Origin of the sequence: Herbaspirillum sp. meg3, assembly GCF_002257565.1 — a bacterium.
Lineage (GTDB): Bacteria > Pseudomonadota > Gammaproteobacteria > Burkholderiales > Burkholderiaceae_D > Herbaspirillum.
Genome location: NZ_CP022736.1, coordinates 1668465 through 1682307 on the forward strand (window position 1 = coordinate 1668465; position 13843 = coordinate 1682307).

A 13843-nucleotide genomic window follows, 5' to 3' on the forward strand; every position below is an offset into this window, starting at 1 on the left:
GATAGTAGAAATAACATTTCAATTAAGCAATATGCATGCCACGACTTAAAGAAATTTAGGCAAACCTGCTGGGTGACGGGTTTCCGGCACGGCGAAGTTTCACCTATCTTAATACTGCTTCGGCTTTTCTTGTTGGCGCCCTTATTTGATCAATTTTATTGTGCAGAACTCTGAGGGGCAGCACCCCCTATTTTCAGTTGTTCCCACTCCCTCTTTTTCTCCGCATAAGGGCGGGTATATGCGGGGCTGCTTGAGGGGAGTTTGATTATCCGATAGTTGCTCGCGATATCTCCCAATGCCTTCAAGCCAAGTCGCTCGGCGGTGCCCCCATTAAATGCGATAACGCGCAGTTGCGGCAGCGTCGTCAATAGTCGCGTCAGGTCATTGTGAATGTGCTCGCGAATATTGCTGTCGAGGCTTCCTTCCCGGCGTGCTTCGGCGACGACATCCCACAAACCGACACCATTTTTCAATAGTGTTTCCAGGCGTTGCGCATAGGGCAGTGAGACCAGGTCGGTGTCGATCACATCAGACATCAGCGCCCAGAATTTATTTTGCGGATGCGCGTAGTACTGGCTCTGCGCAAGCGATGCTTCGCCGGGCAGGCTGCCTAGAATCAGTATGCGGGTATGGGCGTCGGTGACATGCGGGAAGCTGCGTTTGCGGGACATGCGTGCTTGTCTTTTTATGAGTGCAGAAGTGGCGAGGATTTGGCCGGCGGCAACACAGCCGGACGATTAAGGCTACACTATTTGACGGAGGTTTTCTTTATCCATACCAACCTACAAGGACAACTATATATGGGACAACCAGTCATTATCGTCACCGGCGGCAGCCGCGGCATCGGTGCTGCAGTTGCACAATCAGCAGCGGCACGCGGCTATGCCGTGGCCATCAGTTATGTATCGAATCGCGCTGCGGCCGACGCCGTGGTGGACGGCATCGTCAAAGCCGGCGGTCGCGCCATCGCGGTCAAGTCCGATGTGGCAGTCGAGACCGACATCCTGCATCTGTTTCAGACCGTCGACAAAGAGTTGGGTCCGCTGACCGCGCTGGTCAACAATGCAGGTATTCTCGAACATCAGACACGTGTCGAAGAAATGACGGCGGAGCGCATCAACCGCGTGCTGCTGACCAATGTCACCGGCAGCTTTTTGTGTGCGCGTGAAGCGGTGCGCCGTATGTCGACCAAACATGGCGGCAAGGGCGGCGCCATCGTCAACTTGTCGTCGATGGCGGCCAAGCTGGGCGGCCCGGGCGAATACGTCGACTACGCTGCCTCGAAGGGCGCCATCGATGCCTTCACCATCGGCTTGTCCAAGGAAGTGGCTGCTGAAGGTATTCGCGTCAATGCGATTCGCCCCGGTCTGATCTACACCGATATTCATGCCAGCGGCGGTGAAGCCGGGCGTGTCGACCGCCTCAAGGACGCGGTACCGATGAAGCGCGGCGGCACTGCCGAAGAAGTCGCCAACGCCGTCCTGTGGCTGCTGTCGGATGAGGCTTCTTATGCCACCGGCACCTTTATCGATGTGTCCGGCGGGCGTTGATTCAAATCTTCCGTTTCGCTCAATTTGTCTGGAGGCAGGCATGAGTGTTATCACCCACCGCCGCATTGATCTCTTGCTGGCGCGTTATGCAGAAAGCCATCAGCATCCGCTCAACGAAGCGATTCACTGTATTTGTGTGCCGGCCATTGTGCTGTCGCTGCTCGGTTTGTTGTGGGCAATTACGCCGGCGCTGGCGGTCATCGTTGTGATCGCGTCGCTGGCGTATTACTTCACGTTGTCGCCTGCGTTTGCGGTTGGCATGTTGGTGATGGCGGGTGCGATGCTGCTGATCTTGTCGTATCTGCCTGCTTCCTCCGTCTTGCCGGCGTCGGTGGCGGTTTTTGTGGCTGCATGGATAGGGCAGTTCATCGGGCACAAGATCGAGGGCAAGAAACCTTCGTTTTTTGAGGACTTGCGGTTTCTTCTGATCGGGCCGTTGTTTGTACTGAGTCTGTTGTATCGGCGCTGGCGCATCTCCTATTAACGGAGGTGATTAGCGGGAACGAATTGCATAAATCAGGATCAAGAGGCGGTCTGTATTAAAATACCAATAGTTATTTGCAGCACGTGCCGCGTCTGAAAGTGGCATTGGCAATGAATTTGCTGCAAGGACACCGCCCTGGTTAGGGCATACTTTCCGTCGGAGTTTTGCATGAAAAAATTGATCCTCATCGTCGCTATCAGTTCACTCGCAGCAGGTTGCGCCGTCACGCCGAATTCGGCTAGCGTCTACAACACGCGTCAGGCTCAGGGCGAGCAAACAGTGCGCATGGGCGTGGTTGAATCGGTGCGTAACGTCACCATCGACAAGGGCGCAAGCGGCGTCGGCACTGTTGCCGGCGGCGCACTGGGCGGCATCGCTGCCGGTTCTGCCATTGGTGGTGGTAACGGCGCATTGGCCGCGGGCATTGTCGGTGCACTGATCGGCGGCGTGGCCGGCAATCAGGTCGAGTCGCGTATCGCCAACAAGCCAGGCCTGGAAATCACCGTGCGTCTGGATAACGGCGAACTGCGCGCCATCACACAAGATGCGGATGAAATCTTCCGTGTCGGTGAACGTGTACGTTTGTTGTCATCGGGCCGTACTACACGTGTGACGCACTAAGCATTACAAGGGATTTGGGAGCGAGGTTGAGTAGTAAGCGCGCCTGATCGCTGAGTAGTAAAGAAGCAAAAAAACCGCCGCCGGTTCAGCCTCAACGCTGACCGGCGGCGGTTTTTTTATAGGCGTCCGTTTTCGTTTTCATTTCCGTTAAACAGCCCGGCGGTTCCGGGCAGTCCGCCGGCAGCGGCATAGGCTGATTGCAGCTGCCATTGCTCGCGGCGCAGGCGGTACAGCACATGTACGCGGAGCGGATGGCCCGCAGGCAAGCGCGGATGCTCAAAGTTTTCTTCCACGCGCGTGTGCATGCCGATACGCCGCATCACCGCTTGGGAACGCTTGTTGCCGGCCGTGGTGAAGGAAACGATTTCTTTCATGCCGAGTACATTGAAAGCGTGACTCAGAACGGCCTGGGCTGCTTCCGTGGCATAACCTTTACCCCAGGCCTGCGGCACCAGACGCCAGCCGATTTCCACAGCCGGCGAGAAATGCGCGTCAAACGGGACGCGCAACAGCCCCACAAAACCGGCAAAGCTCAGCTCGCCGGGAATCTCCAGCACCCAGAGGCCAAAGCCGTGTTCGCTGATATGTTCCTCAATACGTTGCACCAGATAATCGCTCTCGCTGCGGTTGAGAACCGCAGGAAAATACCGCATCACTTCCGGATCGGCATTCATTGCCGCACACGGCTCCAGATCGCTTTTGCGCCAAGGGCGCAGCAGGATGCGCGAGTGTCGTGGTTCAGTCGACATGGCGCAAACGGTTGACAATGCCGATATACACGACCGTCTGCAGCAGAGCGACCGTGCTGCCGGTGATGACCTCCGCTACGCGCAGCAGGGCCAGATGCAATTCCTGATGCAGCCCGCCACCGGCAAACGCCGCCGACATCAGGATCACTACCGTCGCCGGGCCAAGGCGCCAGTTGGTGGGATAGTTCTGCCATAACATGGCGACCAGTACCGCCGTCGTCAATGCAATCAACATCGAGAGAAAGTTGGCGCCGAAGATAATCAGGCACAAACACGCGATGATCGCGCCGGAAATCGTATTAATGAGCCTGGCACGGAAATTTGCCTTGGCGATCATCATGTCCGGCTCGGTCACGATGATCAGCGAAATCATCGCCCAGTATGGCTCCGGCAATCCCACGGCGCGCAAGCCGTACCACAGGATCAGCGAGCCGCTGAGAATCTTGATGAGATAGACCAGCGCATTCTTGCGCGGTGAAAGGAAGTGGAATTCCATATATGCATGTTGCGATGGCCTCCGTACAGGCGGGGGACGGCGCATTGTGTGTCGGTCAATGGTGTTGGTGGAGCCGCTATTTTTAACTGCTACAGACCGGCTTTGGCGTTCTGCGCCTCACTGTATAGGATCGGACCGCGATATGGCAACCGTAAACGACTGCGGCGACCAGAAGGTCGCCGCAGTCCTTGCCTGGCAAACGGTGCTGCCGTTGCCAGTCTGTCGTGTAGCTTTACTTCGACGCCATGCCCAGCAGCATGTCGTTGAGGCGTTTCACGAAGCCGGATGGATCCGTCAATGCACCGCCTTCAGCCAGCAGCGCCTGATCGAAGAGGATATTCGCCCAATCGTCGAATTTCGTTTCTTCGTACTTCAGACGTTGCACCAGCGGGTGATCCGGATTGATTTCCAGAATCGGCTTGGCGTCCGGTGCAGCTTGTCCGGCAGCCTTGAGCATACGCACCAGATTGCCCGACAGTTCGTCCTCATCCGCCACCAGGCAGGTCGGCGAATCGGTCAGGCGGAAGGTCACGCGTACGTCCTTCGCCTTGTCGGCCAGTGATGTCTTCATCTTCTCGACCAGATCCTTGAACTGGGTTTCGGTCTCTTCGTGCTGCTTCTTCTCGGCTTCGTTTTCCAGCGAACCGAGATCGAGGCCACCCTTGGCCACCGAAGCCAGTTCCTTGCCGTCGAAGTCTTGCAGGAAGGACAGCATCCATTCGTCGACGCGATCGGTCAGCAACAGGACTTCCACGCCTTTCTTGCGGAAGATTTCCAGATGCGGGCTGTTCTTGGCGGCATGGTAATTCTCGCCGGTGACGTAGTAGATCTTGTTCTGGCCTTCCTTCATGCGGCCGATGTAATCGGCGAACGAAGTGGTTTGCGCGTCGGGCTCGTTGTGCGTCGAAGCAAAGCGCAACAGCTTGGCGATACGCTCCTTGTTGGCCGCGTCTTCGCCGATGCCTTCTTTCAGCACCTGGCCGAATTCAGTCCAGAAGCCTGCGTACTTGTCTTTCTGCGCTTGCTCGTCGCTGTTGGCCAACTCTTCCAGCAGGCTCAGCACGCGCTTGGTCGAACCTTCGCGGATCGCCTTGACGTCACGCGACTCTTGCAGGATTTCACGCGAGACATTCAGCGGCAGATCGGCAGAATCGATCACACCCTTGACGAAACGCAGGTAGACCGGCATCAGTTGCTCGGCATCGTCCATGATGAACACGCGCTTGACGTACAGCTTGATTCCGCCGCGCTTGTTGCGGTCCCACATGTCGAACGGTGCGCGGGTAGGGATATACAGCAGCTGGGTGTATTCGCTGCGGCCTTCCACGCGGTTGTGCGTGTATGCCAGCGGTGCGCCGAAGTCGTGCGAGATGTGCTTGTAGAACTCTTCGTACTGCTCAGGCGTGATGTCGGACTTGCTGCGTGTCCACAGGGCGCTGGCCTGATTGACGGTTTCCAGTTCGTCCTTCTGGACGGTTTCTTTTTTTTCTTCGTCCCATTCTTCCTTCTGCATCAGGATCGGCAGGGAGATATGGTCGGAGTACTTGCGGATGATGGACTTCAACTGCCACGACGACAGGAACTCATCTTCGCCTTCGCGCAGGTGCAGGATGATGTCGGTGCCGCGGTTCGGCTTGTCGATCGCTTCGATCGAAAACTCTCCGGCGCCTTCGGATTCCCAGCGCACGCCTTCATTGGCCGGTGTGCCGGCGCGGCGGGTTTCGACCGTGATGCGGTCGGCGATGATGAAGCCGGAATAGAAGCCCACGCCGAACTGGCCGATCAGCGCCGCATCTTTTTGCTGGTCGCCCGACAGTTTCGAGAAAAACTCCTTGGTGCCGGACTTGGCGATCGTGCCCAGATGGGAAATCGCTTCATCGCGGTTCATGCCGATGCCGTTGTCTGAGATGGTGATCGTGCGCGCCGTCTTGTCGAAGCTGACCTTGATCTTCAGTTCCGGATCGTTCTCGAACAATGCGCTGTCGTTGATCGCTTCAAAGCGCAGTTTGTCGGATGCATCGGATGCGTTGGAGACCAGTTCTCGCAGGAAGATTTCCTTGTTCGAATACAAGGAATGAATCATCAGTTGCAACAGCTGTTTGACTTCGGCTTGAAAGCCCAGGGTCTGTTTTTCGGGTGCTGCCATGTACTTACCTCGTGAATGAAAGAATAGTTTCTTAACCACGCCTCAGGGAATGCCTGAGTGTCGCGACCGCGTATTGTAAGGAGAATGAGGGTAATTGGGCGATTTTCAATGGACGGTCGAAGAAATTGTTTGCGAGCAATGAAGCGCACGAACGGTCGTTTCTGTAACCATAAATTCATATTTCCCTTGAAGAAACTTGATAGAATTTGTTGCTTATTTTGTAACGCGAGCAGATAGTTTTCGATGTCTCACGTATAATTCCGCAGCAACTAAATGCCCCAAAAGAATACACAACAAGAAGATATGGCAGTTACCGGGGACGATCGAAGTCGGTCTGTTTGATGGCTTGTTGAATTTCTTTCGTATGAGGGGAGGGAGGCCAGTTCCCATGCTGGTCTGTTGTATCTGACAATGACATATAGAAGAAACACGAAGTTAGTCTTTGGTGTATTGGTATTTTCGGTCGTGTCGCAGGCAATTGCTGCATCGAATACGCCCGTCGCCTTTCCGCTTCCCAGTCAAAAATTTCCCTCTGGAAAATTAAATGCCGGAGTAATTTCGCTCGCCCAGGCAAAAGCTGACGAAAAGCCTCTTGATACGCCTCCGCAAATGCGAGTAGGTCCGGAGGGAGAGGCTGATTCCATCGTTCGGCCAGGTAAAAATGCCGATAGCAAGGACGAACTGGTCAGCGGCGACTCCAACGATGAGATTCTGGCGATGTTGCGCCAGGCCGACCCGGATTTCTCTGGAAGCACCATCGATTTGCCTGCGGTGGAAGTCGAAACGGTCGACGACAAGGAAGTCCCGTTCCTGACCTTGGATCAGGTCTTGGATCTGGCGCTCAATAACAGTTACAGCTATGCCGCCACTGCTGCGCAGGCCGATCAGGCCAACTATGCGGCCAAGGGAGCGCTCGGACAATTGGGGCCGACGCTCGACGTGCGTACACAAAAAGGCCGTGAATACTCCTCGCCGGCATCGATTCGTGATGAGAACGGCAACATTATCTCGGCAGACCAGCACAAACGCTGGGATGCGACACTGATCGGCCGGCAGCCGATCTTCGCCGCCGGTTCTTACTTTGATTTTCAGAAGCAGCGTGCCATGTCGCGCGCCGCCGATCAGCGCCGCGACGATGCGCGCGAGTCGTTGTATTACTCGGCCATCAAAGCCTACTATGATGTGTTGCGCACTTATGCCTCGCTATCGTTTTCACGCAGCTACGCCAAGCGCATGAATGATTTGCTTGATTACATGCGCAAGCGCGTGGAGGGCGGCGGCGCCAGCAAGCTCGACTATGATCGCGTGCGCGGCCGTGCGCTGCAGGCTGAAGGCACGGTGGCTGACAACGAAGGTGCACTGGAAAGCGCCATGGTCTCGCTGGTGCAACTGATCGGCCGGCGTGTGCAGCAAGTACAGGTTCCGGAACGCATGATGCCAATCGTGCCGCCGACATCACGCGTTGCCTTGCAGGATGTCTACGATTCAAATCCGGGCATTCGCGCCGCCCGCAGCGATGCTGAAGCTGTCCGTGAAGAACTGAAGTCGGCGCGTTCGAGGTTTTCGCCTACCTTTGCCGTCGAGTGGACGCAGACAAAAACCCGCGGCGCCGGTGGTGATCAGACCCTGACCACCGATCGCCGCCTGATGCTGGTGCTGACTATGAACTTGCTCAACGGTGGTACGGATATGTATTACCAGAGCCAGATCGGCGCCAAGCTGGTGGAAAAGAGCAACACCGCCGCTGATCTCGAACGTAAGCTTAAGGAGCAGATCGAGATCAACTATCGCACGCTCGGCGCAGTGAAAAAACGCATGCCCCTCTCGCGTGATGCCTATTCAACCAATGCCGGTGTCGCGGATGCCTCTCTGGAGCAAATGTTTACTGGGGGTAAGCAATTGCTCGACGTTCTCGATGCCTACCAGCAGGCCTACCAGACGCGCATGGATTTTGCTGTGTTGTTATTTCAGCAGGCGGACATCAGTTATCAAATTTTACGAAACACCGGCCGGGCATGGACGCCGCCCGGGGACAAAGCGCCTGCGGGCAAATAGGGAAGGTCTGGGGGATCGATGGATAGCGGAAAAGAACAGAATTTCTGGCCGGGGTTTGTGGACGCCCTCTCTAACGTCGTCCTGGTCATGATTTTCGTGGTGGTTGTGTTCGTTGTGACGCTCTTCTACTACTCGCAGAAGCTGGCGGAAATTCGCGTCAACAAGATGGTCACCAAGGGCATGGTTCAGACCCAGACCGGCTCCACCAAGGTCAAGCCGGACGAGGTCAACGCGCCGGAAGGCCAGGACGCTGACACCGCCCGTCTGAAGAGCGAGAACCGAGATAAGTCCGATCAGATCGAAAAGCTCAGGCGCGAAATTTCCGAGCTCAAGACCAGGCAAGCGGCGCCGCCGTTGCAGGCTTCGGCCGGCAGCCTGCGCAGTGATGCCGGCGCCAGCGGCAACAACAATATTCAAGTACGCGTCGAGAAGGCGAAGGAAATTGCACCTGGCCTGTCCATTGCAGGCGGTGACAAAGCCGTCATTTTGAATTTCGACAAAGATGCCACCGAGTTGAGCGCGGAGAGCGGCAAGACGCTCGATGCCAGCATCGGCGAATGGGTCAAGAAGGTCAAATCACAGCAAGGCAAGATCGTCATCACCGGCGTGATCGGCTCGGCTGAGTTCAGCGAAGCGCGTCGTCGCGCCTACTACCGTACCGTCGGCGTGCGTAACCATCTGATCGACGCCGGTGTCGAGAAAGAACGCGTAGTCAGCCGCGTGGCGACTTCGGAGAACACCGCCGAGAGCAACGCGCGCGTGATCATCCAATATCAGGCAGGTGAAAAATGAGCGGGCTACCCAACGACAAGCTGCGTTGGGACCTGCGTCTGCGGCTGCAGTTACGCCGTCGCAGCTATCAATGGATGCGCCTGATCGCACCCAAGGTCGATGCGCCTCTGGGCGACCACCAGCAATTGCCGCGTCCGCGTCTTTTCATCCTGATTACCATCGGCGTGTTGCTATGCCTGCTGGTGTGGTCGTGGTTTGCCAAGATCGACATGGTGGTGCGCGGCGCCGGCCGTATCGTTGCCTCTGAGCACAATCAAGTGATCCAGCATCTGGAAGGCGGCATCGTCTCCGCCATCCTGGTGCGTGAAGGTGCTGCCGTGAAAAAAGGCCAGACGCTGATTTCGATCGCTGACGTGCGCGCCAATGCCGATCTGGGCGAAGGCAACGTCAAGATTCTCGGCCTGCGCGCGCGTGTTGCACGCCTCAAGGCGGAAGCCGGCGGAGCACCGTCGGTGACCATGCCGCCGGATCTGAAGAGCGATGATCCTTCGGTGCAAAGTGAGCTTGCTTCTTTCACCGCGCGCCAGGCCAAACTGACGCAAGAGTTGAGCGTGCTGCGCGAGCAGTCTGCGCAGCGCCAGGCAGAAGTCGGCGAAGCCGCCAGCCGCCAAAAGAGCCTGATCTCCGAATACGATCTGGCGCAACGCCAATACAAGCTGGTGCACAGCATGTTCGAGCGCAATGCCGCCTCGCAGTTGGAAGACATCCAGTCGTTGTCCAAAGCGCAGGATGCGCAGAGCCGTCTCAGCGCTACCAATGCCATGATCCCGCGGTTAAATGCCGCTATTGCCGAAGCACAGGCCAAGATGGGTGAAGCCTCATCGCGCTTCCGTGCTGATGCGCGTAGTGATCTGACCACCAGCGAGAACGAACTGGCACGCCTCCAGGAAGAAATCAAATCGCGCAATGACCGCGTCTCGCGGTCCGAAGTGCGCGCACCGATGGATGGCGTGGTCAACCGGGTGCTGATGAACACCGTCGGCGGTGTGGTCAAGCCAGGCGACGCCATCATCGAAATGACGCCGACCGACGACAAACTGGTGATCGAAGCCAAAGTCTCGCCGACGGACCGCGCCCAGTTGATGACCGGCGCGCCCGCACGTGTGAAAGTGTCGGCCTATGACTATGGCGTCTACGGTTCGATGAAGGGTGTTGTGACAGAAGTCAGCGCCGATACCGTTCCGGAAGAACGTGGCGAACGCTTTTACCGCGTCAAGATTGAAGTGACGCGCGATCCGCGCGAGATCGACCATAGCGTGGCGCTCATGCCCGGGATGACCGCCACGGCCGACATGATTGTCGGTCGCCGTACCGTATGGCAGTACCTGATGTCGCCGCTGAATCGCTTTGGCCAGACTGCGTTGCGGGAACCGCGATGAGCTGTAATGGCCATGATGCCTTGACGGCGTCATGAGGCCGCAATGAACAAGCTGTATTTTGATTGTTTAACTATTTGTTTTCCTTTTTTCGGAACCTGATCGTATGAAAAACCTGCGCAATTTTTATGCACTCGCTGCGATTCCGTCCATGTTCTTGCTACTGGGCGGCTTCCTGTTCAGGGATTTCGTGCTGCATGCGATCCGGATCAATCCTTTCCTTAACTTGTTCATCATCAGTGTGGCCGTGTTCGGCGTCTCGCTGATCGTCTACAACATCTGGCGCGTGAACTGGGAATACAACAAACTCACGCTGTTTTACGCTCGCGTCAACGGCGGTGAAGAGATGATGGAACTGGCCAAGGCGCCGGAATTCCAGAACAGCGAAATCGGCAAAGTGCTGACCAGCGTCGCCAGCACCAAAGGCCGTCTGACCTCGCGTATCGAACAGGAAACCATCGAACGTTCCTTGTCGGATTTGCAGGCGCATCTGGAAGCCAAAACCGAATTTCCGCAATTCCTGACCGGCTTCATGATCGCGCTGGGTCTGCTCGGGACCTTTATCGGTCTGCTGGAAACACTGGTCGGCACCGCGGCACTGATCGACGGCTTCGGCAAGGCGACACAGGGCGGCGACATGGATGCGTCCTTCATGCATCTGGTGTCCGACCTGCAAAAACCGCTGGCCAGTATGGGAACGGCGTTTTCGGCATCAATGTTCGGTCTGATCGGTTCGCTGGCACTGGGCCTGACACTGACGCCGTTGCGCGGCGCCGGCAAAAAGCTCACCGGCCGTGCGCGTGAATGCATCAGCGACATGGTGCAGCACGTCATTCACGACATGAGCGGCCCCGCCGCGAGCTCTTCCAGCCGTCAGGGCGTATCGGAACAATTTCTGGCCGAATTCCTGCAAGACTTGATGGTGCTGCAGCGCGAATCCATCATGGCGTCGCGCGCCAGCTCGGAAGCCTCGATGCAGGCCGGCATCAAGCTCGAAGGCATGAACGAACGGCTACAGAACATCGTCGAACTGTTCCATGCCAGCATGGATGAATCGAAGAACCTGCGTCAGCTGGTTTCCTTCGGTCCGCGCATGCACGAAGTCGGTCAGCAGACCCTAGAAGAAATCCGCAACGTCGGTCAGATCATCAATCAAAAGATGACTTCGGCGCGCGACCTGACGCAAAGCCTGTCGCTGCTGGAAGAACGCCTGTCGGTCAACGGCGATATCGCTCTGCGCAGTTTCGACATGCTGCCGAAGATCGTTTCCACGATGGAAAGCGGCCAGATGTCGCTGTCGTCGGCGCTGACGTCCCTGCAGGCGCAACAGTCGGAAGCGGCCAACATGACCGAAAAAACAGCGCAGCACATCGCGCAGATGCCGACCTTGCTCAATCAGATTTCCATCCGTATTGCCGACGAACTGGGCGCCATCCAGCATCAGGGCGAAATCCATTCGGCCGTGTCCGAGCGTCTGGGCGAACTGGGCAAGGCCATTGGCGAGAACTCCAGCAACATGACGCGCGACGCCTTGTCATCGCGCCAGCTGCAGATCGACCTGGCCAAGCACATGGCGATGATGAACGACCGCGTCAAGAACCTCGGCGCCATCCCGACTTCGATGACTTCGATTACCGAAGCGCTGATGCGTCAGAACATCAATACGCAAACGGTCATCGACGAAATGCGCAGCGGCCGCGTGACCATGGTCAAGGATTTGCGTCTCGAAATCCGCGAAGCCCTGCGCGAAATCTCGGCTTCCAGAAACACTTGATACGCGTGACAGCCTGAACAGAATCCGAACCTGGACCCGAATCCGAAGCCGATAATCTCATGAACGAAAGCGACCAAATCTACGTCGATCAGCCGCAAGCCGATTTGCGCTCCCTGCGCAAGGATCCGGTGTATCTGACGCTGATGCGCGCTTACGGCAGCCGCTTCGTCGAGATCATCATCGCCGGTGTGCTGATCAACGTATTCGGCCTGTTCATGCCGATCTATTCGCGTCTGGTGTACGACAAGGTGATCGGCAACCACATTCCGGAAACCTTATGGGCGCTGACACTGGGCATGGGTTTGTTCATTGTGCTGGAGCTGATCCTGCGCGTCATCCGGGTGTACTACGTCGAACAACTGGCAGGACGTTTCGACATCGAGTTCGATGGCGCCTCGGCGCGCCGTTTACTGGAGTCCAAGGTCAATGCGCCGGTCGGCGTGGTGCTGGCCAAGTATCGCGATCTCAGCAATGCGCGGGACTTGCTGTCGTCCAACTACATGCTGGTGCTGGTTGACCTGCCGTTTTTGCTGCTTTATCTGGTGGCAGTCGGAATGATCGGAGGTCATCTGGTGTGGGTGATGCTGGTGGGGGGCGCAATACTGGTGAGCGCGCAACTGCTGTGCAAAATCCCGGCGACCGATTACGGCAACGCCGCGTTGAAGTCCGGCATTGGCAAGACCGACAAGCTGGCCAGCCTGGTGTTCGGAATGGAAACCCTGAAGACCTCGCCTTTGCAATATCGCTTGGTCAAGACCTTCCTGTCGGATGCTGCGGACAACGCAGTAAGCCAGGCCAAGAGCCGCTTTTGGATGAACATCGGCTACGCCAGTTCGGCCGTGGGCAATACCCTGATTTCTGTCGGTACGCTGGTGGTCGGCGTGTATCTGGTGGAAGACAATCAACTCACCGTCGGCGCGCTGATTGCCAGCTCGCTGTTGATCAGCCGCTCGACCTCGATGATCTCGTCGGTGGCAACGGTGCTGGGACGGCTGGAGATGTTCAAGCGCGCACGTGCTGCATTCGAAGACATGTTCGACGACGAAGATCCGCAAGAAGTCGCCGACGTCTTGCGACAGGACATGAGCGGCCTGATCCAGGTCATCAACCTGACGCTGCATCTGGACAAGAACGAGCGCCCGGCGCTGGACAACATCTCGCTGGAGATCAAGCCCGGTGAAAAGGTGGGCATTGTCGGACGGTCCGGTTCCGGCAAGAGCAGTTTGCTGCGCGCTCTGGCCGGCTTGCACAAGGTCGAGCCGGGCAAGGGGCAGGTGCTGATCGACGGCGTTGCCGTGGCTGCGTATGCAACGCCGGTGCGCATGCGTTGCATTGGTTACAAACCGCAGGAGCCTTTCATTTTTGATGGCAGCCTGGCTTCCAATATTTTTGTCGGCGATCGTGTCGACAGCAAAGTGTATGAAGCGGCGTTGGCAGTCTCCAGCGTCGACGATCTGATCGCGCGCGGCGAACTGCGTCTGGATCAGATCTTGAAGGCACCGGGTAATCTCTCCGGCGGCCAGCGGCAAATGGTAGCGCTGGCGCGCACCGTGGCGGGCATGCCGGCCGTGATGTTGCTGGATGAACCGACCACCGGCATCGATCTGGCGACCGAGGCGCGCATCATCGAGCGGCTTCGCGCGTTTTCGGCGCAGCGCACGGTAGTCATCGCAACGCACAGCACAGCACTGCTCAAACAGATGGATCGCATCATCGTTCTTAACGACGGCAAGATCGTCGCCGACGGGCCGAGTGCGCAGATTTTGCAGCAATAGCTGCAGTGATATTGAACAAACTGAA

General features: G+C 57.1%; 12 protein-coding genes. 8 read left to right on the forward strand and 4 right to left on the reverse strand.

Translation table 11 applies throughout. The features are described from left to right. Positions 1-155: 155 nt before the first annotated feature. Entirely contained in the window at positions 156-671 is a 516-nt protein-coding gene (locus hmeg3_RS07550) for a DNA-deoxyinosine glycosylase (RefSeq protein WP_094563199.1), read from the reverse strand. Positions 672-800: 129 nt separating this feature from the next. Between hmeg3_RS07550 and hmeg3_RS07555 the strand changes: the two genes are divergently transcribed. From hmeg3_RS07555 to hmeg3_RS07565, 3 genes are all read left to right on the forward strand, one after another. Next, the gene (locus hmeg3_RS07555; protein WP_094563200.1) at positions 801-1550 is read left to right on the forward strand and encodes an SDR family oxidoreductase; all 750 of its coding nucleotides are present in this window, start codon (positions 801-803) and stop codon (positions 1548-1550) included. Positions 1551-1590: 40 nt separating this feature from the next. Next, positions 1591-2034 carry a DUF962 domain-containing protein gene (locus hmeg3_RS07560; protein ID WP_094563201.1) on the forward strand — a complete coding sequence of 148 codons (444 nt, stop codon included), beginning with the start codon at positions 1591-1593 and terminating at the stop codon, positions 2032-2034. 168 nt (positions 2035-2202) lie between these two features. Continuing rightward, positions 2203-2655, forward strand: a complete 453-nt coding sequence (locus tag hmeg3_RS07565; protein WP_094563202.1) for a hypothetical protein — start codon at positions 2203-2205, stop codon at positions 2653-2655. 116 nt (positions 2656-2771) lie between these two features. Here the strand turns inward: hmeg3_RS07565 and hmeg3_RS07570 are convergent, their stop codons facing one another. The 3 genes from hmeg3_RS07570 to htpG form a co-directional block, all read right to left on the reverse strand. Then, on the reverse strand, positions 2772-3404 hold the full coding sequence (locus tag hmeg3_RS07570; RefSeq protein WP_094563203.1) for a GNAT family N-acetyltransferase: 633 nt from the start codon (positions 3402-3404) through the stop codon (positions 2772-2774). Continuing rightward, positions 3394-3900, reverse strand: coding sequence for an FUSC family protein (locus tag hmeg3_RS07575; RefSeq protein ID WP_094563204.1), 507 nt, complete (start codon positions 3898-3900; stop codon positions 3394-3396). The genes hmeg3_RS07570 and hmeg3_RS07575 overlap by 11 nt, the downstream gene beginning before the upstream one ends. Before the next feature lie 232 nt (positions 3901-4132). Next, positions 4133-6046, reverse strand: coding sequence for a molecular chaperone HtpG (gene htpG, locus hmeg3_RS07580; protein WP_094563205.1), 1914 nt, complete (start codon positions 6044-6046; stop codon positions 4133-4135). A gap of 609 nt (positions 6047-6655) precedes the next feature. Between htpG and hmeg3_RS07585 the strand changes: the two genes are divergently transcribed. The 5 genes from hmeg3_RS07585 to hmeg3_RS07605 all read left to right on the forward strand — a co-directional run bounded on the left by hmeg3_RS07585 (position 6656) and on the right by hmeg3_RS07605 (position 13818). Continuing rightward, positions 6656-8101 carry a TolC family protein gene (locus hmeg3_RS07585; RefSeq protein ID WP_232511916.1) on the forward strand — a complete coding sequence of 482 codons (1446 nt, stop codon included), beginning with the start codon at positions 6656-6658 and terminating at the stop codon, positions 8099-8101. 18 nt (positions 8102-8119) lie between these two features. Then, on the forward strand, positions 8120-8893 hold the full coding sequence (locus hmeg3_RS07590; RefSeq protein ID WP_094563206.1) for a cell envelope biogenesis protein OmpA: 774 nt from the start codon (positions 8120-8122) through the stop codon (positions 8891-8893). Positions 8894-8967: 74 nt separating this feature from the next. Next, positions 8968-10272, forward strand: coding sequence for an HlyD family type I secretion periplasmic adaptor subunit (locus tag hmeg3_RS07595; protein WP_094566194.1), 1305 nt, complete (start codon positions 8968-8970; stop codon positions 10270-10272). Positions 10273-10375: 103 nt separating this feature from the next. Then, positions 10376-12043 (forward strand): biopolymer transporter ExbB, encoded by a 1668-nt coding sequence (locus hmeg3_RS07600; protein ID WP_094563207.1) that lies wholly within the window; start codon positions 10376-10378, stop codon positions 12041-12043. A 59-nt stretch (positions 12044-12102) separates the two neighbouring features. Then, positions 12103-13818 (forward strand): peptidase domain-containing ABC transporter, encoded by a 1716-nt coding sequence (locus tag hmeg3_RS07605; RefSeq protein ID WP_094563208.1) that lies wholly within the window; start codon positions 12103-12105, stop codon positions 13816-13818. The last annotated feature ends 25 nt before the right edge of the window (positions 13819-13843 follow it).